At 39.2% G+C, this 21,817-nt stretch carries 5 protein-coding genes; all 5 read left to right on the forward strand.

Annotated elements, in window-relative coordinates:
- Nucleotides 1-28 precede the first annotated feature (28 nt).
- On the forward strand, nucleotides 29-934 hold the full coding sequence (locus MKX98_RS01595) for an ABC transporter ATP-binding protein (RefSeq protein WP_339221035.1): 906 nt from the start codon (nucleotides 29-31) through the stop codon (nucleotides 932-934).
- 26 nt (nucleotides 935-960) lie between these two features.
- Nucleotides 961-1,704: an ABC transporter permease gene (locus MKX98_RS01600; protein WP_339221037.1), complete on the forward strand. Its 744-nt coding sequence runs from the start codon at nucleotides 961-963 to the stop codon at nucleotides 1,702-1,704.
- Between the two features lie 249 nt (nucleotides 1,705-1,953).
- Nucleotides 1,954-2,877, forward strand: coding sequence for a sensor histidine kinase (locus MKX98_RS01605; RefSeq protein ID WP_339221039.1), 924 nt, complete (start codon nucleotides 1,954-1,956; stop codon nucleotides 2,875-2,877).
- Nucleotides 2,878-3,483 carry a response regulator transcription factor gene (locus MKX98_RS01610; protein WP_144872483.1) on the forward strand — a complete coding sequence of 202 codons (606 nt, stop codon included), beginning with the start codon at nucleotides 2,878-2,880 and terminating at the stop codon, nucleotides 3,481-3,483. It abuts the gene before it with no gap.
- 1,219 nt (nucleotides 3,484-4,702) lie between these two features.
- Nucleotides 4,703-21,808, forward strand: coding sequence for an amino acid adenylation domain-containing protein (locus tag MKX98_RS01615; RefSeq protein ID WP_339221043.1), 17,106 nt, complete (start codon nucleotides 4,703-4,705; stop codon nucleotides 21,806-21,808).
- The last annotated feature ends 9 nt before the right edge of the window (nucleotides 21,809-21,817 follow it).

Below are 21,817 nucleotides of genomic sequence, written 5' to 3' on the forward strand. Positions count from 1 at the left end.
AGAAGAAATTAGCGGAGGTTAGTACAAAATGACAAAGGCGATTGAATGTATCAATCTAGTGAAGAAATTCGGCGACTACTGTGCCGTTGATCATATGAATCTATCATTTGAGAAAGGTCAAATATCAGCATTGCTCGGACCGAATGGGGCAGGCAAGACAACAACCATTTCCATGATCCTCGGAATGATCAAGCCAACCTCAGGAGAAGTCAGGGTCTTGGGGGTCCCGTCTGGCACAAAAGAATTACGGCAACGCGTCGGGGCGCTTTTGCAGGATGTAAAAGCAGCAGATGGACTTACGGTCAAAGAAGTGCTTCAATTGTTCCGCAGTTACTATCGTAATCCGATGTCGCTGGAGCGATTGTTAGACATTTCGGGTCTCCATGCGGATCAGAAACGACGCGCCTCCTCCCTGTCTGGAGGACAACGCCGTAGATTAGCCTTCGCTCAGAGTTTGGCGGGAAATCCAGAGCTTCTCCTGCTGGATGAACCAACCGTCGGAATGGATATCGAGGCTCGTGGCCGCTTTTGGGACACCATCCAAGCACTGGCAAGTGACGGACGTACGGTGCTCTTAACTACACATCATTTAGATGAAGCTGATGCTGTCGCAGATCACATCGCAGTCATCGCTGGTGGACAGGTTGTTGCGGAAGGGACTCCGGAATGTTTAAAGGCTCAAACCGCGCTTAGAACCGTTTCATTTCGAGCGGCGAACGCGCCAGCCCAGCAGGAATGGCTCACATTACCTGGCGTTGAAAAGGCAGAATGCAACGGTGAGCGAATTCGTCTGTATGCCCAAGAGACCGATGTATTGTTATTTACACTGATGCAGTCTGAATGGGGAATATCGGATATTGATATACAATCCGCCAGCTTAGAAGATACATTCCGAAGTCTTACAGGCTCAAATAAACAAACAATTATACGATAATAAACATTTTTAGGAGGAAAATAGCCATGTTCCATATGTTTGTTGCCCAGACCAAAGCAGAAAGTATACGAATTATCCGCAGTCCATTCTTCTTACTCTTCTCCATTGCGATGCCGCTTGCTTTCTACTTTTTATTTGCAAGTATGAATGGGGTAGGTCAATCGATCCAATCGACAACTTGGGGTGTCTTTTCCTTGATGTCGATGACTGCATTCAGTTTGATTGGTACAGCCGTATCTCAATTCGGTATCCGTTTATCGTTCGAGCATCAAGACGGGTGGGTACGCTTATTGAAGCTAACTCCACTATCTCCTGCAGTCTGGATTGGCAGCAAAATCGTATCGCAAATGGCTGTTCACTTGATCGTCATTGTTGTTATCTTTTTATCTGCTGGCCTTGTTCATGATATACAATTGACAGCCGGGCAATGGATTTTATGCGGATTATGGTTATGGATCGGGAGCATATCTTTTCTGGCGCTTGGTGCATTGCTAGGAACGCTTAAAAATGCAAATACCTCCGTTGCCATCGGAAATGTATTACAGATGGGACTCGCAATTGTAGGGGGGCTTTGGATGCCGCTTAGTACTTTGCCAATTTGGATGGGCTCGGTCGGGGAATGGCTTCCATCTCACCGTTACGCCAATGGGGCATGGAATATGATCGCTGGAAAAAATCCAGCAAGTATCGATTTCATAATTTTGACAGGATGCGGTCTCCTCTTTATGCTACTATCAATCTATATATATAATCGACGGGATGCGGTCTAATTGAATAGAGAAAAGTGGCGTCTCTTTCCAAAATCGGAAGGAGCCGCTCCTTATATTTTGTTAACCAATTTAATGATACCCTTGTACTTTTTACTCTATGAGCCATCAAGTATACAGTGGCTTGGCTTTGTTCTGTTAGGCCTATTCGTTCTATTGTTTCGACAATCCTACTTTTATGTAAAGTGGGCCACGCCAATATTGATGGTTCAGTTGGGTATACTTTTAATTTTAGCAGCTGTATTTCACCCTATGTATACGTTTATGGGTTTTATGATCGCTGCTCCGCTGAGCAAACAAAAGCTGCCGATATTACTCTCTATAACGATCGTTTTTACGGTAGCTATGGGATTTATCGCCGTTCCTTACTTGGACCGGATGGGCAGCCTAGTATGGATAGGGCTGGTGCCTATGTTTGGCATCTGTATTCTGCCGTATATTATTCGAACTTCGACCCGATTTCAACAGAAGGCAGCGCGGCTGCGGGCAGAAACTGCTGAACGAATGGCACAGCAGGAGGAGCGCCAGCGGATCGCACGTGAATTACATGATACATTGGGACATACGCTGTCATTAATCGCACTAAAAGGCGAGGTCGTTGAGAAATTGGTCAATCGTTCTCCCGAGAGAGCGATAGCAGAGGCTCGTGAAATACGGGAAACGGCACGCGCAGCCTTGAAACAAATGAGAGAATTGGTTACGGAGATGAAAGTTACATATCTCGCTGACGAATATAAGCATGCTGTATCGTTATGTTCAGCTGCGGGTATACCGCTTATTTTTCAATATCAATCGATTTCCGATCCCAGACCTTCTAATGTTGGGACGGAAGACGCTTTAGCGAACAATTCGCTTCCGTTAACACCCTTACAGGAGACGATTTTGGCGATGTGTTTTCGCGAGACGATTACAAATGTGGTTCGACATAGCCGGGCAACAAAGTGCAAAGTTCATCTAGACATTCAGGAAGGGGAAGTTCGTGTATCTGTACGTGATGACGGTATTGGGGCAGATCCGGAGCAACTTTATACTAGCAGTAATGGCCTCGCCGGATTGCGGCATCGGTTGGTTATGATCGACGGACGTATGTCGCTGTCTTCGTCCCCAGGCAAGGGGACGGAAGTCACCTTACATATACCTAGGGTAATACGAAATGAAAAGGTAGGTAGCGCTTAGATGATTCGTATTGTTTTGGCAGAAGATCAAAAGTTATTAAGGGGAGCACTGGCAACGTTACTCTCGTTAGAAGATGATATTGAAGTCGTCGGTCAAGCTGAAAATGGGGAAGAAGTGATGTCCATGATTCAGGAGTATGAACCGGATGTAGCTGTTCTGGATATTGAGATGCCACTGAAAACGGGGTTAGATATTGCGGAATTGATTCAAAAGAATAAGTCAGCTTGTCGTGTCATCATCTTGACGACATTCGCGCGTCCTGGATATTTCCAGCGGGCTATGCAGGCAGGAGTTTATGGATATCTTCTTAAAGATACGGGCAGCGAGGAACTGGCTGATGCGATTCGTCGGGTCTATGATGGGAAGCGTGTCATCAATTCAGAATTGTCGCTCGCGGTATGGGATGATCCATGTCCATTATCACCCAGGGAGCGTGAAGTCATGAAGTTGGCTGCCCAAGGCTTAGTTCTTCAAGATATTGGAGCACAGCTGTTTCTATCCTATGGAACGGTACGGAACTACATGTCAGAAGCGATCGGGAAGCTCGGGGCGAATACACGGATCGAGGCGATCGATATCGCACGCAGCAAGGGATGGTTGGATTAGGGAGAGTTCCGAGGTATATGGAGGTAAGCGGATCACCCCACTCAAGGGATGATGCAGCCAGCCAAAGAAGAGATTTTCAAGAAATTTGGGATGAAATTAGAAAGGTTCCGTACCAACGAGAGCGGGGAAGGACAGAGGATTAGGGAGCTGTTAAGCTCTATGTTGTATAAGATGGAATGATTTAAATAGAGCTAATCATCACCGATTTTATTTTATTAGTTACAGGTTTACCTTTTAATGTTCGACCCCCTCGCCTCCATACATACAATTATAAAATCCACAACCGACTAAGGCTGTGGATTTTTGCTTTTGTGACACTTGCAGCTTTACAATAAGCACGCCTTAAAGCTATATCCTTTTATACAGAGATAATAGTTCTATCTTATTGTATGGATAGTGACCCATAAAGCCTTTCAATATAATGAGGACAACAAGTAACGAAGAAGAAATTAGCGGAGGTTAGTACAAAATGACAAAGGCCATTGAATGTATAAATCTAGTGGAGAAATTTGGCGATTACTGCGCCGTTGATCATATGAATCTATCATTTGAGAAAGGTCAAATAACAGTATTGGCAAGACAACAACCATTGTTTCCAGTTTTCTGAAGGCTAAAGGCGTTGGATTTAGTCAACGCCCTTGGAAATTGAAAAATTTAAAGTTATTGTTGATATCATCTTTCAATGGAATATAATAGAATTATAGATGATTATGTTGTATTTTGATATTAAAGGTGATTTGAATAATTAATTTGATTTGTTGTCATAAACAGGAAGATAATATGTCATAAATTGTATATTAAACTGATATATATGGTGTTGTTGCAGAAGGAGAAATCATTGATTTTTATAAGATGGTTGTATGATGTGAGCTAAGAGAGTGAGAGTGTATAAGAGGCATGAAAGGGGGGAATTGTCCAAACTATGAACCGTATATACCCACGGATTTAAAGGATTTCGTAAGAAATCAGGTAAGTAATAATCCAAGTGTGGCATTTGATTTTTTCAGAAAAAAGAATATGGAACAAAGACCTATCAAGAGTTTCAAGATGACATTATTAATTGAGGCTCTTTTTTTTATACCAATGTTTTGAAAAATAGCAAGATTTCCGTCATTGGCGAAAATAGTTATGAATGGATTGAGGCAAGATCAAAACGTTGCATCAATTGTAATAAAGATAATGTCGTAGCATAAAAACATAATTTCTTGGGAGGTAAAACATGAAATCTTTTACAAAATTAGTATTAGAGGATGGAGTTAATATAACACTCGACCAATTACTTGGAAATTATGCTAATGAGAAATCAAGGGGAGTTTACTTTACTCAATCCGATGGCTCTGATTTGTTTGAGTCTTATGAAAGTCTTTATTTTAATGCCAAATGCATCTTAGGGGCACTACAAAAGCAGGGATTTCAGAAGGGCTCTTATATTATCTTTCAGACAAACAATAATCTATTCTTTATAAGGTTGTTTTGGGGTTGTATTTTAGGAGGCATGATACCCGTCCCTCTGTCTATACCGCTAATTGCATCACCTGACACTGAAGCCTTCAAAAAGTTAGTGAAAGTAAGCGAGCAGTTGTCGAATGCGTGGATAATTACTGATGAAAGAAATTTAAATACGTTTAGAGAAAGTTATGAAGCCATTAATTTGAAATATTTAGAGTATGAAACCTTAGCAAGTAATATGGAAGAGGGGCAATGCGTTGCAGTAGATTGTCAGGACTTAGCGTATATACAATATTCGTCTGGCAGCACAGGTAACCCTAAAGGAGTAAAATTAACACATGAAAATCTAGCTTATAATTTGGCACAGATAGTAGATCGTATGAAATTAGACAAAAATGATGTCATGGCTAGTTGGTTACCATTGACACATGATATGGGCTTGATCGGTTATCATTTAACTCCGATATTTGCGGGTATATCTCATTCCCTTCTAAATTCCGGTACATTTTTAAAGAAATCTTGGCTATATCTTCAAAAATGTGCGCAATTAAAAGCAACGGTGCTTGTAAGTCCAAATTTTGGATTAGACTGGATGATGAAGACTGTAAAGGATTCACATTTAGAACATATTGATTTATCTAGTGTGCGAAACATAATGTGTGGTGCAGAACCAATATCAATGGATACCATTAGACGATTTTATGAAAAATTTTCGTCTTCTGGCTTGCGTGAAAAAACGATCCATCAAGTCTATGGTATGGCAGAAGCTAGTTTGGCTGTTACTATTCCTGAAGAAGGACATAATCGAAGTGTATGTATTAACCGTCATAAAGCTCGTATTGGACAAGAAGTGGAAGATTTAGAAACGAAGGAGCCAAATGCAGCAGAGTTTGCCATAGTAGGAGAACCATTACATGAATTAGAAATATTGATTGTAGATGATGAAGATCACATCTTAAAGGAAAATTACATAGGCAATATCGTGATCAAAGGGAAAAATGTATTTGAGGGATATATGAATCATGATAGTTCCCCTTTTAGTGAGCAGGGCTTCTTCCATACAGGAGATTTAGGGTTTTTACGCAATGGAGAACTAATTGTAATGGGTAGAAAGAAGGATATTCTGTTTGTAAATGGTCAGAATTATTATGCTAGTGATATAGAAAATATGTTAACATTGGCGATCCCACAATTGTCTCAAGTCGTTGTGTGTGGTGTACGCAATCCGTCATCTATCAGGGATGAAATTATAGTATTTGTACATAATCGACAAGATGCTAAGGTATTTTTGCCGCTTGCCCATCAAGTGCAGAATATGGTATTAGAACGGATTGGAATAGCTGCAGATTATGTAATTCCAATAAAAACGATACCGAAAACAACAAGTGGAAAGGTCCAACGATATCTTTTAATAGAGCGATTTGAGAATCATGAGTTTGATGATGTTATCGCAATAGCTCCATATTCTTATCAGAGTATCAAGGAATCCGCAAAGAAGCCAGCATGGAACAAAGCGGAGATTGAAAATCAAATCGTTGAAATTGCAAAAGAAGTATTCTCTATCCCTACTTTGAAAGTAGACGATACTATTTCTCGGATGGGAGTTAGTTCGTTAACTTTGATTCGTTTCCAGGATGAAATAAATCAACGATTTCAAGTTGAAATCCCTATCGTAAGCCTTTTCAAAATGTCTACCCTGGAACAAATAATTACGATTGTTGAGGAACAACTACAGGTAGAGGATGTCCAAACTTTTGAATTAACAGGGAATAAAGACATGTGGTATGAGCCGTTTCCGGTAACAGAAATACAAGGAGCCTATTTAGTTGGAAGACAAAATATTATGGAAATGGGCAATATCTCCACACATGCCTATTATGAGTTTGAAACAGAATTAGATATTAAACGCTTAAACGATGCATTGAATCATGTTTTAGAGCGTCAGCTTATGCTACGTACTATTTTTGATGATACAGGAATGCAAAAAGTTCGACGTTCTGCTTCTTCTTATGAGATTTGTATTGAAGATTTACAAGACCTGTCTTTAGAGGATCAACAAAAACGAATATTGGAAAAAAGAAATCGCAGGTCACATTTTGTTTTTCAACAAGATCATTGGCCATTATTTGAGTTGTCTGCATTTATTCTTGGTGAGAAGAAAAATTACCTCTTCCTGGATATTGACTTATTAATTGCTGATGGCGGCAGTTTATTAATTTTAATACAAGAGATCATGGATTATTATGAGAAACCGAATATGGAGATTGAACCTTTAACATTTCAATTTTCAGATTATGTAAGGGCATTGGAGAGCTTTCGTGAATCTTCCGCCTATCAAAGAGCTCAAGATTATTGGCAAGCCAAAATAGAGGATTTTCCATATGCCCCTCAGCTACCATTCGTTTGTGAGCCAGAATCCATAGAGAGACCAACATTTCAGCGAATGGAGAAGAGTCTGACAACTGATAAATGGAATATTGTGAAAGGCTTAGCAACTCAGTATGGTGTAACACCATCTGTATTCTTATGTACAATTTATGCGGAAGTTTTGGGCAAATGGAGCAATCAATCCAGAATGGCACTTAATTTAACATTATTTAATCGACAGTCCTTTCATCCAGACGTAATGAAGTTGATTGGAGATTTCACGTCAGTTTTACTGTTAGATATTGATTTGTCTGTTCATAGTGCTTTTTGGGAGAGAGCATCTATGGTTCAAGATATAATATTTGAAGCCGTAGATCATCGTTTTTATAGTGGTGTTGATGTTATACGAAATATTGCAAGTAAGAGAGAAATGACTAGTAAAGCGATTATGCCAATTGTATTCACTAGTATGTTATTCGATAAATCGGAATTTACAGATATTTTGCCGAAATTAGGAGAAATAAAATACGGAATAAGCCAGACCCCTCAAGTATTCTTAGATTTCCAAGTCACGGAAAGAGACGGACAATTAATTATGACTTGGGATTATGCGAAAGATTTGTTTGATGAAGATATGATCAGTGCTATGTTTGAAACGTATCAACTTCGATTGCAGCAAGTTATAGACCATAATCTTTCATCTATCCCGCTGCCTGTAACACAGTATCAACTACTGCTTGATTACAATCGTACACAAGGAGATTATGAAGGAGATTTACTGCAAAGATTAATAGACCTGCAATGCCAGAAGACGCCAGATGCGATTGCAGTCAAAGTAGGACAGGATACATTAACCTATGGCGAGTTGGCGAGAAAATCCAATCAGGTCGCTCGCTATTTAGCAGAACAAAACTATGCGCACAATTCTTATATTGGCGTTTGGGCAGAGAGACGAATCGAGACCATTGTAAATACGGTGGCTATTTTAAAAGCCGGCCATGCTTATATTCCTGTGAATCCGGAACATCCTGAGGAAAGAATAGAATATATCGTCGAACATAGTGATATCAAGCTCATGATTCATCCGGATTTATATGAAAAAGAGAACCTTTCCACCTACAACGATGGAGCCTTAGATCTGTTAGAAGGCTGTGAGCAGGATAAAGCCTATGCTATCTATACTTCAGGAAGTACGGGACAGCCTAAGGGTGTTGTGATCACCCATGAAGCAGTCGTGAATACATTATTAGATATTAATGAGAAATTCAAAGTAGGCAGCGAAGATAAAATCATTGCCCTATCATCGATGAGCTTTGATTTATCTGTCTATGATATTTTTGGAGCACTCATTAGTGGAGCCCAGTTAGTATTAATTCCGGATCTTTTAGATATGAGTAGCATTCATCAGATCATGATCGAAGAAGAAATCACGATATGGAATTCGGTTCCGGCAATTATGGATATGTATCTGGAAAGCACAAAACAAGATACGGTGCATAGCACTTCATCAGAGCGCTTACGTATGGTGATGCTAAGTGGAGACTGGATTTCTCTTGGTTTGCCGGAGAAAATCAAAACAAGAATGCCAAAAGCACAAGTCATCGGGTTAGGTGGAGCAACGGAAGGCTCTATATGGTCCATATATTTCCCAATCACAGAAGTGAAGCCAGAGTGGAAAAGTATCCCTTATGGATATCCGTTGAAAAATCAACAAATTTACGTACTGGATGAATGTGGAGAAGAATGTCCAGTAGGCGTTCCAGGAGAACTGCATATTGGTGGAAAAGGAGTCGCCGCAGGTTATCTCAATGAAGAAGAGAAAACGAAGGCCGCCTTTATCAACCATAGATTAGGGTATCTGTACAAAACAGGTGATTATGGTGTCATGCGTGCGGAAGGATATGTAGACTTCCTTGGAAGAAAAGATAGTCAGGTAAAGATACGTGGACATCGTGTCGAACTAGGAGAAATAGAACACCGTATCCATCATTTGCCCAAAGTTCGCCAGTCCGTAGTCGCTGATTATAGTGATTCCCATGGAGAGAAGCAGCTGTGTGGGTACATTGTTGCCGATGAGACAATTGAATCGACAGAAATAAAAAGAGAGTTAGCGAAATATCTACCTGATTATATGGTCCCGGCACAATTCATACAGGTAGATGAGATTCCACTATCTGCAAATGGTAAAGTGGATCGTAAATTATTGCCGAATCCAGAAAAGTGTATTGAAGAAAGTAAGATGATAAGGGATTATGAGGCACCAAAGACCCAGACGGAGAAATTGGTAGTCGAGGCGTTTGAATATGTACTTGGTATGGAAAGAGTAAGCGTAAACGACAATTTCTTTGATTTGGGTGGGGACTCCATCAAGGCTATCCATATTCTAAACAAGATAAGAGAAGCTGGATACGATATCTCCATGCGAAATCTTTTGATGGAGAGAACACCAAAGCTAATAGCCATGAATTTATCCACAAAAAAAGAAATTATACCTGCGGAGCAAGGAGAAATAAGTGGTGAAATTTCACTGACACCAATTCAAAACTACTTCTTCGCACAAAATATGATGGATCCTGAACATTTTAATGTATGCCAAGTGTTTAAGGTTCGTGAAAAGCTAAATGCCCTGGCACTACAAAAAGCTCTATCTGCGTTAGTGCAGCATCATGATATGTTGAGAGCTACGTACAAAGATAAGAAACAGGTTATAGGGAAAGTAGAAGATAAGAAATGGTACGGTTTTACAACAATAGCATGTGAATCTGAAGAGATTCAGGAAAAAATTAAGTCAACGAAAGTAAAGATGGATTTGGCGGAAGGACCATTATTGCAGGCTGTTGTATTTAGTACGCCGGAGCAAGATTATATGATGTTGCTAGCTCATCATATGATAATGGATGTGATTTCCTGGCGAATTTTAAGTGAGGATTTGGAGAAGGGCTACTCTCAAGCTTTGAATCAGAAAGAGATAACATTACCAGCTAAAACCGTTTCCTTTAAAGTATGGAGCGAAGGATTAGCTCATTACAGCCAGAGTGAAAAGTTAAAGAGAAGGGTAGCTTACTGGTCAGAAATAGAAAATAAATTGGTTGATGGTAAGTTAAAAGAAGATAGCACTGATGATGAATTCGAACCAAAGACAGCCGTGGCATGTCTTAATGCCACGATCACAGAAAAGTTATTAAAAGAAAGTGCACATGCTTATAATACAGAGATTAATGACTTGCTTGTAGCAGCACTAGGACGTGCGGTAAACAAAGTAACAGGTCAGAGAACGCTTGCTATACAGATGGAAGGACATGGTCGTGAAGAAACAGTAGGGTCTTTTGATTTAGGTAGGACAATAGGATGGTTCACTAGTATATATCCCGTAGTTTTAGAAGAGTTAGGCACTAATATTGCTCAGGATATTCGAAATACGAAAGAGAACCTACGACGTGTGCCAGCACATGGAATTGATTATGGCCTCATAAAGTATGCAGACATGGTTAATTCAGAAGGAATGGATGTGGAAGTGGCACCAGATATATCATTTAACTATCTTGGAGAACTAGAAACAAAGAAAGGATCTGGCGATCCAAATTTTGAGTTTTCACAACTGGGTTATGGACAGGATACGGATCCTCGCAATCAATTTGGACCATCCATTAACGTCATAGGTCATGTGCAAAATGGTAGTTTATCTATGACAGTAACCTGCAACAGCAGTCGTTATTTAGCTGAGAGAATTGAGCAAATAGGAAAAGCATATGAAGAAGAACTGATAGCGGTCGCAGAACATTGCTCCCATGCACAGAAGAGTGAGTCAACGGCAAGTGATTTTGGTGAGAGGGTATGGAAAGATAGCGAATTTTGTTATGTACAGGAAGCTGCCAAAAACCGCGGCGAAGAAATTCAACGTATCTATCCATTGGCTCCTGTGCAAGAGGGAATGCTCTATGAGAAGCTTTTGGATGAATCCTCTACGAAGTATGTTGTTCAGCAGACGTTGCGATTGACGGAAGTAGATGTAGAGAAGATGCACAAGGCTTTTGAATATCTAGCAACACAGCATGATATTTTACGTACAAAGATCTGTTATCGGGGAGTAAGTGTACCAAGACAAGTTGTATTGAAAGAAAGAATGCCGGAATTTAATTATATGGAAGTAGATAATGAATCTGATTATCTTGATTTAAAAGAACAAGATGTAAAACGTGGATTTGATTTGGAAGAAGATACACTACTTCGTATGAATTTGATAAAAATAAAGAACAGTGGTTATCGGTTGATCATGACGAACCATCATATTATTTTAGATGGTTGGTGTTTGCCAATTTTGCGTAAAGAATTATTTAGTGCGTATATGGCAACAGATGAAGAACAATTAAAAATACTTAATCAGGCTGCTTCTAATAAAATTGGGAGCTATGAAAAATTTGTAGATTATATCAATGAAAAAGATAAAGAGCCGAGCCTTAAATATTGGGAAGACCTTCTTCAAGGATATGAGACAAGGGCTGAAATTTTACCTATGGGTCGTCCAGAAGAAACACAAGAAGAGAGTCAGAGTCAAGAGTTTAAGTTAAGCTTGGAGGTAACCGAACAAGCAGAAGCGATATGTGCCAAGTATGATGTAACATTGAACACGCTAGTAGAAGCTTGTTGGGGCGTTTTATTGGAAAGATACAACTCAACAAATGATGTCGTTTTTGGAAAAGTTGTATCTGGTAGAAATGCAGAGATTGAAGGTATTGAAGAAATCGTTGGTTTATTTATCAATACCATACCCGTACGTATATCGACAACAAACGAAGACACATTTGCCGATTTGTTGAAATCATTACAGAGCCAGGCAATTGCTGCAAATGAACACGATTTTCTTCCTTTAGCAGAAATACAGAATCATACTTTATTAGGAAGGAATCTAATTGGAACACTATTCTTCTTTGAAGGCTATCAAGGAACAAGTATAAATATTGATGGCAAATTAAATGTGGAGTCTGAATATTACCGCGAACAAATCGGGTATGACTTGGGAATGACAGCATTTAAGAGTGATGAAAATCGTATTCATTTTAGAATTCTGTTCAGTACAAAGCTATATAACAAGGAAGAAATAAATATTATTGGTTCCCATTTGCAAAGACTTATGGAACAAGCCATTGCAGCACCACAGACGAAATTAAATGAATTGGGCATGACAAATGAAGCAGAAGAAAAGATTCAATTAGTACAGTTTAACGCAACGGACATCGACTATCCAAGAGACAAGACAATTGTACAGCTATTTGAAGAACAAGTAGCAAGAACACCCCATCATACAGCTGTTGTATTCGGGAATGAGAAATTGACATACGCTGAACTAAATGCTCGTGCCAATCAGCTTGCATTAAAGTTACGACGGGAATACCATGTCCGGCCTGATGATTTTGTTGCGATTATAGCAGAAAGAAGCTTAGAGCTGGTGGTCGGATTGTATGGCATCCTAAAGTCGGGTGCAGCATATGTACCAATTGACCCGTTTTATCCAGAAGAACGCATTGCGTATATCTTGGAGGATAGCCAGCCGAAAGCGGTTTTAATTGGTCAAGGAAAGTATAATATTTCTCCTGAAAAGGTTGTTGACTTGTATAGTGCAAGCCATGATGAGGAAGGTACAGAGAATCCAGAACATGTAAATACCCCTCATGATCTTATTTATCTGGTTTATACATCGGGTACAACAGGAAAACCAAAAGGGGTTATGGTAGAGCACCAGAATATTGTCAATCAGCAGCTGTGGACGCAAAGAGAATATCCATTGCACGAGGGAGAATCCCTTTTAATGAAGACCACTTGTGCATTTGATGTTTTTGCCTGGGAAGTATTTTGGTGGATGTTAGCAGGTGGTAAACTTGTTATTTTGCAACAAGGAGAAGAAAGTCAAAGTGATAAGATCATCAAGGTAATTCAGGATTATCAAGTAAATGCAATCCAGTTCGTTCCTTCAATGTTCAATATGTTTTTAGAAGAATTAGATATGAGCAAAGAGGAAATCAATACTCTACGTTATATCATTAATATTGGCGAGAAACTGAATGCAGAAAGTGTGAGACATTATAATCAATTAAGGGAAAAAGGACAAGTAAGAGCAGAACTACTGAATCTCTATGGTCCAGCAGAAACTACAGTTAATTCCAGTGGATATCATTGTCCAGCAGGCTTAGATGTAGACAAAGTATTAATTGGTAAGCCTATTAGTAATACACAAATTTATATATTATCAAATGAAAAAATAGCTGGAATAGGTGTACCAGGGGAATTATGTATTGCAGGAGAAAGTGTGTCGCGTGGCTACTTAAATCGTGAAGAATTGACAGCACAGAAATTTATTAAAAATCCTTTTGGTTCAGGAATGATGTATAAAACAGGTGATCTGGCACGGTGGATGCCGGATGGAAATATTGAGTACCTTGGCCGTATTGATGATCAGGTTAAGATAAGAGGTTTCAGAATCGAACCAGGAGAAATTGAAAGTGCTTTGATGGAACTCGAAGGAGTTAGTGGAGCAGCCGTTGCACTACGCCAAGACAAGCAAGGAGAAAAATATCTGTGTGCTTATGTAGTCGTTCAGACAGAAGTGGAAAAATTAGACGAAGATACAATCAAGAGTGAATTACGCAAGAAGTTACCAGACTATATGGTTCCTTTATATATGATTCGAATTGATCAAATTCCATTAAGTCATAATGGAAAGCTGGACAAAGCCGCACTACCAGAACCAGAATACAAGTCTAAGGAATATGCAGCACCAACAAATAGAGAAGAGAAGTTAGTAGTTGAAGCATTTGAGAAAATCCTTGGAATAACAGAAATTAGTGTCCATGATAGCTTTTTTGACTTAGGTGGTCATTCACTCAAAGCTACATTATTGTGTAACGAACTAGAAAAGACAATCGGCATAAAACCGCGGCTAAGTGAAATATTTGCTTTAGCTACACCAAGACGCATTGGAGAAAGTATTAAAAGTTTACGATATGATAGTTTTTCGGAAATACCGAAAATAGCTAAAGCAGAGTTCTATCCTATGAGTTCTGTTCAAAAGCGACTGTATCTTCTCAATGAGATAGTAGGTCCTAGTATTTCCTATAACATTTCGAATGTCATAAAATATGAAAACACTCTGGATAAAGAGCAGCTACAGAGAGCATTAGATAAACTCCTAGAGAGAGAAGAAGTATTGAGAACCAGCTTCCATCTTATTAATGGGGAGCCAGTTCAAGTGATTCAACCAGATGCGAGAGTAGTATTAGAATACAAAGAAGCAGATACACTAGATATTCAAGATGAATATGATCGTTTTGTTCGCCCATTTGATTTATCCAAAGCACCTTTGATGCGGGTTAAGTTACTACAGGCGCCACAAGCTTCATACTTGATGCTGGATATTCATCATATTGTTTCTGATGGAGAAAGTCTGCCTATTATGATGAACTGGATAAGCGAGTTATATGAAGGAAATACTTTACCAATGCCAAGGGTTCATTATAAAGATTTCTCTGCTTGGCAAATGACTCAGGATATTACGAAGCAGGCGGCATATTGGAAGAACGAGTTCTCAGGCGAAATTCCAATACTCAATTTGAATACAGATTTCCAACGTCCTAAGAAAAAGAGCTTCAATGGTGCCGACGTAAAAACTAAGATTGAAGAACCAGTTTTTATGGAAATAAAAGAATTAGCGAAGAAGCATGGTGCTACGGAATTCATGATTATGTTATCAACCTTTATGCTTCTATTGAGCAAGTACAGTCAACAGGAAGAAATAGTAGTCGGAACTCCTGTATCAGGTAGAACCCACGTTGATACACAAGACATGCTGGGGATGTTTGTAAACTCCTTGGCGATCAAAGGAAAAGTGAAACAAGAGGAGAGTTTTGAACAAGTATTGCTAGGAGTAAAAGAAAAATGTCTTCATGCGTACGATAATCAGGACTATCAATATGAAGACTTGGTTGAGGCAGTAGATGTAAAGAGAGATTTATCAAGAAATCCATTATTTGATGTAATGTTTATGATGCCAGAGAGTGATATTATGTCTGGTTCAAAGAGCATTATGAGTGGAACATGGGTACCAATGGAAGGAAAAGTAGCTAAGTTTGATCTGAATTTAATGGTAATACACACATCAGAGGGTTATGTGGTCAATTTAGAGTATTCTACAGATTTATTTAAACAGGAAACGATAAAGCAAATGTTGGATGATTATGTTTCATTACTTTCGGAAGTTATAAAGCATCCAGAAGATCGTTTGCAAAAGCTACTTAAGAAAGAGGACGTTAAGAAAGAGGAAAAAGATTCGACCCAAGCAGAGCTTGATAATCATGCCAATCTTTTGGCACGGCAAGTTTCAGATTTGATGCAAGCATTGCATCAAAGAGATCAAGCTTATTGGAAGAGCAAAGTAGAGAATTTCCCACATGCGCCACAGTTACCGCTTCTTTTTAACGGGAATGCTGTAAACAACGCGACAGTGAAACGTTTAGAAACGAAAATTTCTGCGAAAGACTGGGCGATTGTAAGAAACAAAGCTTTGGATAACAGAATTGCACCATCTGCGTTATTGTGCACAATATATGCGGAAGTTCTATTTAAATGGAGCAATCAATCCAATATGGCTCTTAGCTTAAATCTGTTTAGTAATCAGCCTTTTCACCAAGATGGAATGTCTCTGATGAGGGATTTTGTATCAAAATTGTTATTAGATATCGATTTATCATCTCACAGACCATTTTGGGAAAGAACTACTGAGATACAGAAGCGGTTATTTGAAGCGTTAGACCACAGATTTTACAGTGGGGTTGATTTCCTGCGTGATCTGGCTGAAAACCGCGGTCAAGCAGATCAAGCTATAATGCCAATTATATTTACGAGTATGCTTCGTGACGAAGCGGATTCTTTCAATGCCAATATAGGCAGTAGGGGAGAATTGAAATACGGAATAAGCCAGACCCCTGAAGTATTTTTGGACTTCCAAGTTGCGGAAAGCGACGGACAATTAATGATGACTTGGGATTATGTGAAAGATTTGTTTGACGAAGATATGATCAGTGCCATGTTTGAAACGTATCAACTTCGCTTACAGCAAGTCATAGACCATAATCTTTCATCTATGCCGTTGCCTGTAACACAGTCTGAACTACTGCTTGATTACAATCGTACACAAGGAGACTATGAAGGGGATTTACTGCAAAGATTAATAGACCGGCAATGCCAGAAGACGCCAGATGCGATTGCAGTCAAATTAGGACAGGATACATTAACCTATGGCGAGTTGGCGAGAAAATCCAATCAGGTCGCTCGCTATTTAGCAGAACAAAACTATGCGCACAATTCTTATATTGGCGTTTGGGCAGAGAGACGAATCGAGACCATTGTAAATACGGTGGCTATTTTAAAAGCCGGCCATGCTTATATTCCTGTGAATCCGGAACACCCTGAGGAAAGAATAGAATATATCGTCGAACATAGTGATATCAAGCTCATGATTCATCCGGATTTATATGAAAAAGAGAACCTTTCCACCTACAACGATGGAGCCTTAGATCTGTTAGAAGGCTGTGAGCAGGATAAAGCCTATGCTATCTATACTTCAGGAAGTACGGGACAGCCTAAGGGTGTTGTGATCACCCATGAAGCAGTCGTGAATACATTATTAGATATTAATGAGAAATTCAAAGTAGGCAGCGAGGATAAAATCATTGCCCTATCATCGATGAGCTTTGATTTATCTGTCTATGATATTTTTGGAGCACTCATTAGTGGAGCCCAGTTAGTATTAATTCCGGATCTTTTAGATATGAGTAGCATTCATCAGATCATGATCGAAGAAGAAATCACGATATGGAATTCGGTTCCGGCCATTATGGATATGTATTTGGAGAATACAAAACAAGATACATTGCAGAGATCTACAGCAGAACGATTACGTATTGTGATGCTAAGTGGAGACTGGATTTCTCTTGGTTTGCCGGAGAAAATCAAAACAAGAATGCCAAAAGCACAAGTCATCGGGTTAGGTGGAGCAACGGAAGGCTCTATATGGTCCATCTATTTCCCAATCACAGAAGTGAAGCCAGAGTGGAAAAGTATCCCTTATGGATATCCGTTGAAAAATCAACAAATTTACGTACTGGATGAATGTGGAGAAGAATGTCCAGTAGGCGTTCCAGGAGAACTGCATATTGGTGGAAAAGGAGTCGCCGTAGGCTATCTCAATGAAGAAGAGAAGACGAAGGCTGCCTTTATCAACCATAGATTAGGGTATCTGTACAAAACAGGTGATTATGGTGTCATGCGTGCGGAAGGATATGTAGACTTCCTTGGAAGAAAAGATAGTCAGGTAAAGATACGTGGACATCGTGTCGAGCTAGGAGAAATAGAACACTGTATCAATCATTTGCCAAATATTCACCAGTCCGTAGTCGCTGATTATAGTGATTCCCATGGAGAGAAGCAGCTGTGCGGGTATATTGTTGCCGATGAGACAGTAGAATTGGCAGAAATAAAAAGCGAGTTAACCAAATATCTACCTGATTATATGGTCCCAGCACAATTCATACAGGTAGATGAGATTCCACTATCTGCAAATGGTAAAGTAGATCGTAAATTATTGCCGGATCCAGAAAAGCATATGGAAAAAAGTAAGATGATAAGGGGTTATGAGGCACCAGAGACCCAGACGGAGAAATTGGTAGTCGAGGCATTTGAATATGTGCTTGGTATGGAAAGAGTAAGCGTAAATGACAATTTCTTTGATTTGGGTGGATACTCGCTTAATGTAATCCGGCTGTGTAATGAATTAGAGAAGAGTACAGGGGTAAGGCTGCAACTTAGAGAAATTTTTGAGTTAGTTACACCGAAGAATATTGCAGAAACAATTAAAAACTCAAAGGTAAATACGTATGAAGAAATACCAGAAATAGCAGAAGCAGAAAGCTATTCTATAAGTTCAGCTCAAAAGAGACTTTATCTTCTAGACCAACTAACAGGTCCTGGTACAACTTATAATATTCCTTTAGTCATCAAGCTTAAAGTTAAACCAGACAATGAGCGACTTCAGAGAGCATTGGATCAATTAGTAGAGCAAGAGGAAATTTTGAGGACAAGTTTCCATATAGTGAATGGTGAGCCAATTCAAAAAATTTCTTCAGATGAAAGAATTGTGCTGGAGCACAGTGAAGTAAATACAGCAGATTCACAATATATCCAAGCTGAATATAATACTTTCGTCCAACCATTTGACCTGTCAAAATCACCACTGATGCGAGCAAAAATACTGGATACTCCAAATGATTCATACTTATTTTTGGATATTCACCATATTTTATGTGATGCAGAAAGCATGCCGATTATGCTCTACAAAATACAAGAGTTATATGAAGGAAGAGAACTGTTAACACCACGAGTACAGTATAAAGACTTTTGCGTTTGGCAAAATGCTAGAGATATAACAGAACAGGCAGCGTACTGGAAGAAAGAATTTTCTGGTGATATACCAGTCCTGGATTTAATCATGGATTATCCACGCCCTCATAAACAAAGCTTTAGAGGTGCTAATTTCCGAACACAGGTAGAAGAAAACACGAGTATTCAAGTAAAAGAGTTAGCGAAGAAGTATGGTGCAACTGAGTTTATGGTTTTGTTATCCATCTTTTTCTCCATGTTAGGAAAATACAGTCGACAGGAAGAAATTATAGTAGGAACTCCAATATCGGGACGAAGCCATACGGATACCCAAAATATGTTGGGCATGTTTGTAAACACTCTGGCAATCAAAGGGAATGTCTCCTCCGATGATTCATTTGGGGATGTATTATTAGGTATAAAAGAGAAATGTTTACAGGCATACGATAACAAGGATTATCAGTTCGAAGATTTGGTTGAAGCCGTGGGAGTAAAGAGAGATTACTCAAGAAACCCAGTATTCGATGTGATGTTTGTATTGCAGGACGATGAGAAAGAGAATTATTCGGATCGAATTCAATTTGGAACGAGGGAATCCGTTGAAGGGAGTATTTCTAAATTTGATCTTACCTTAACCATGATAAGTGATTCAGAAGGCTATAAGATTGATTTTGAATATTCTACGGACTTATTCAAACCAGAAACGATCGAGTACATGGCAAAACACTTCTTAACACTAATTGAACGAGTTTTAATGTCTCCGGAAAAGAAGCTGCAGGATATTGCCATGGTCGATATGAACGAAGAAGCAAAAATATTGGATGAGTTCAATATGACGGATGCAGAATACCCTCATAATAAGACGATTGTGCAGTTACTTGAAGAGCAGGCTGCCAGAATACCTAATAGTACAGCAATTACATTTAATGGACAACAGCTGACCTATGCACAATTAAATGAACGGGCGAATGCTCTGGCAAGAAAACTTCGAAAGGACTATAACATTCAACCAAACGATTTTGTGGTTATCTCAACAGAAAAAAGTTTGGAGATGGTGGTGGGCATATACGCTATTTTAAAGGCTGGAGCAGCTTATGTACCCGTTGATCCATCTTATCCAGAGGAAAGAATTAATTATATCATTAATGACTGTAAGCCAAGGGTAGTATTATGCGGCACAAAAGAACCTGAAGCTGACATTCCTATCATGAATCTTCATGATGAGGCAAATTATAAAATGGAATGCAGTAACCTTGTCCATGTAAATCAATCAAGTGATTTGATGTATGTTATTTATACCTCTGGTACGACTGGCAGGCCAAAGGGTGTTATGGTTCAGCATGTAAATGTAGTGCGATTACTTAAGAATGACAAGTTTAAGCTTGATTTATATGAAAATGATATTTGGGTTCAATTCCATTCTTATTGTTTTGATGTTTCGGTTTGGGAAATATTCGGAAGCCTATTGAATGGAGCAAAGCTTGTAATTCCTTCTGAAGATACGGTAAAAGATGGATATGCATTTGGAGAGCTGTTGCAAAAAGAAGCGGTAACAATCTTATGCCAGGTACCTTCGCCATTTTATGCGTTGATCGATGCAACGACAGGACAAACAATAAATAGTTTACGATATGTTATTTTTGCAGGAGAGGCACTTTATCCAACGCATTTGAAGAAATGGCATGAGAACAATAGGCATTGTCGTCTGGTTAATATGTACGGGCCTACAGAAACCACGGTATACGCTACTTATCGCGATATTGATGCTGAAGCCATTGAGAGAGGAATTAGCGACATAGGAAAGCCACTTCCAACATTAAAGATTTATATCTTAAATGGAAATGAGCTTTGTGGAATTGGAGTTCCAGGTGAGTTATGTATAACGGGTGAGGGTGTATCTCAAGGATATTTAAATCGACAAGACCTGACAGACGAGAAGTTTGTACACAACCCATTTGGAGCCGGGAAGATGTATCGGACAGGTGATTTGGCACGTTGGTTACCTAACGGAAACATTGAGTATATTGGACGTATGGATGACCAAGCAAAAATTAGAGGATATCGTATTGAACCAAGAGAAGTAGAAAGCCGTTTATTGGAGCTTGAAGGGATAAGTGAAGCTGTAGTAGTAGTGCGAGAAGACAAAAAGAAAGAGAAATTTTTGTGTGCCTATATAATAGCTGAGACAGAAATAGAAGAAAGGAATGTAAAGATTAAGTTAAATAAAGTATTGCCAGATTACATGGTGCCTGCACATATTATTTCAATTGATGCGATTCCACTGACAAGTAATGGGAAACTTGACAAAGCCTCATTACCACAGCCGCAGTATAAGTCAAAGGAATATATTGCACCACGAAATGAATATGAAACGCTGATCGTACAGGCATTTGAGCACATCCTGGATATTGAAAAAATCAGTGTAACTGATAATTTCTTTGATCTAGGGGGATCGTCACTGAAAGCAGTGCTCTTGTGTAATGAATTGGAGAAAGCTATAGGAGTAAGACTGTCAATTAGAGATATTTTTACTTTTGGTACGCCTGAGCAGATAGCGGAAAATATGGGGTCGATAGAGAACGAGATGTTTGTGGCAATAGAACAAGCTTCAGCAGCTGAATACTACCCTACAAGTTCAGCTCAGAAACGACTCTATCTTCTGGACGAGATGACCGGACCTAACATTAACTACAACGTATCGGATGTCTATGCCTACGAAGAACCGCTGGATAAAGAAAGATTACAGAAAGCTTTGGATAAGCTGTTACAGCAAGAAGAGATACTGCGAACTAGTTTCCATGTTGTGGACGGTGAACCCATTCAAACGATTTCTCCAGACGCAAGGGTTTTATTAGACTACAGCGAAGTGGACGCAATAGATGTACAAACAGAATACGATAAATTTATACAACCATTTAATTTATCCGAAGCACCGTTGATGCGTGTGAAATTAATGAAGACAACAACGGCTTCCTACCTATTTGTTGATATTCATCACATTATATGTGATGGAGAAAGCCTGCCGGTTATACTGCATCAGGTGAACGAATTTTATGAAAATGATGAAACTGATCATGAATAAGAGGAGAAC

The organism is Paenibacillus sp. FSL W7-1332, from assembly GCF_037969785.1.
GTDB lineage: Bacteria > Bacillota > Bacilli > Paenibacillales > Paenibacillaceae > Paenibacillus_AQ.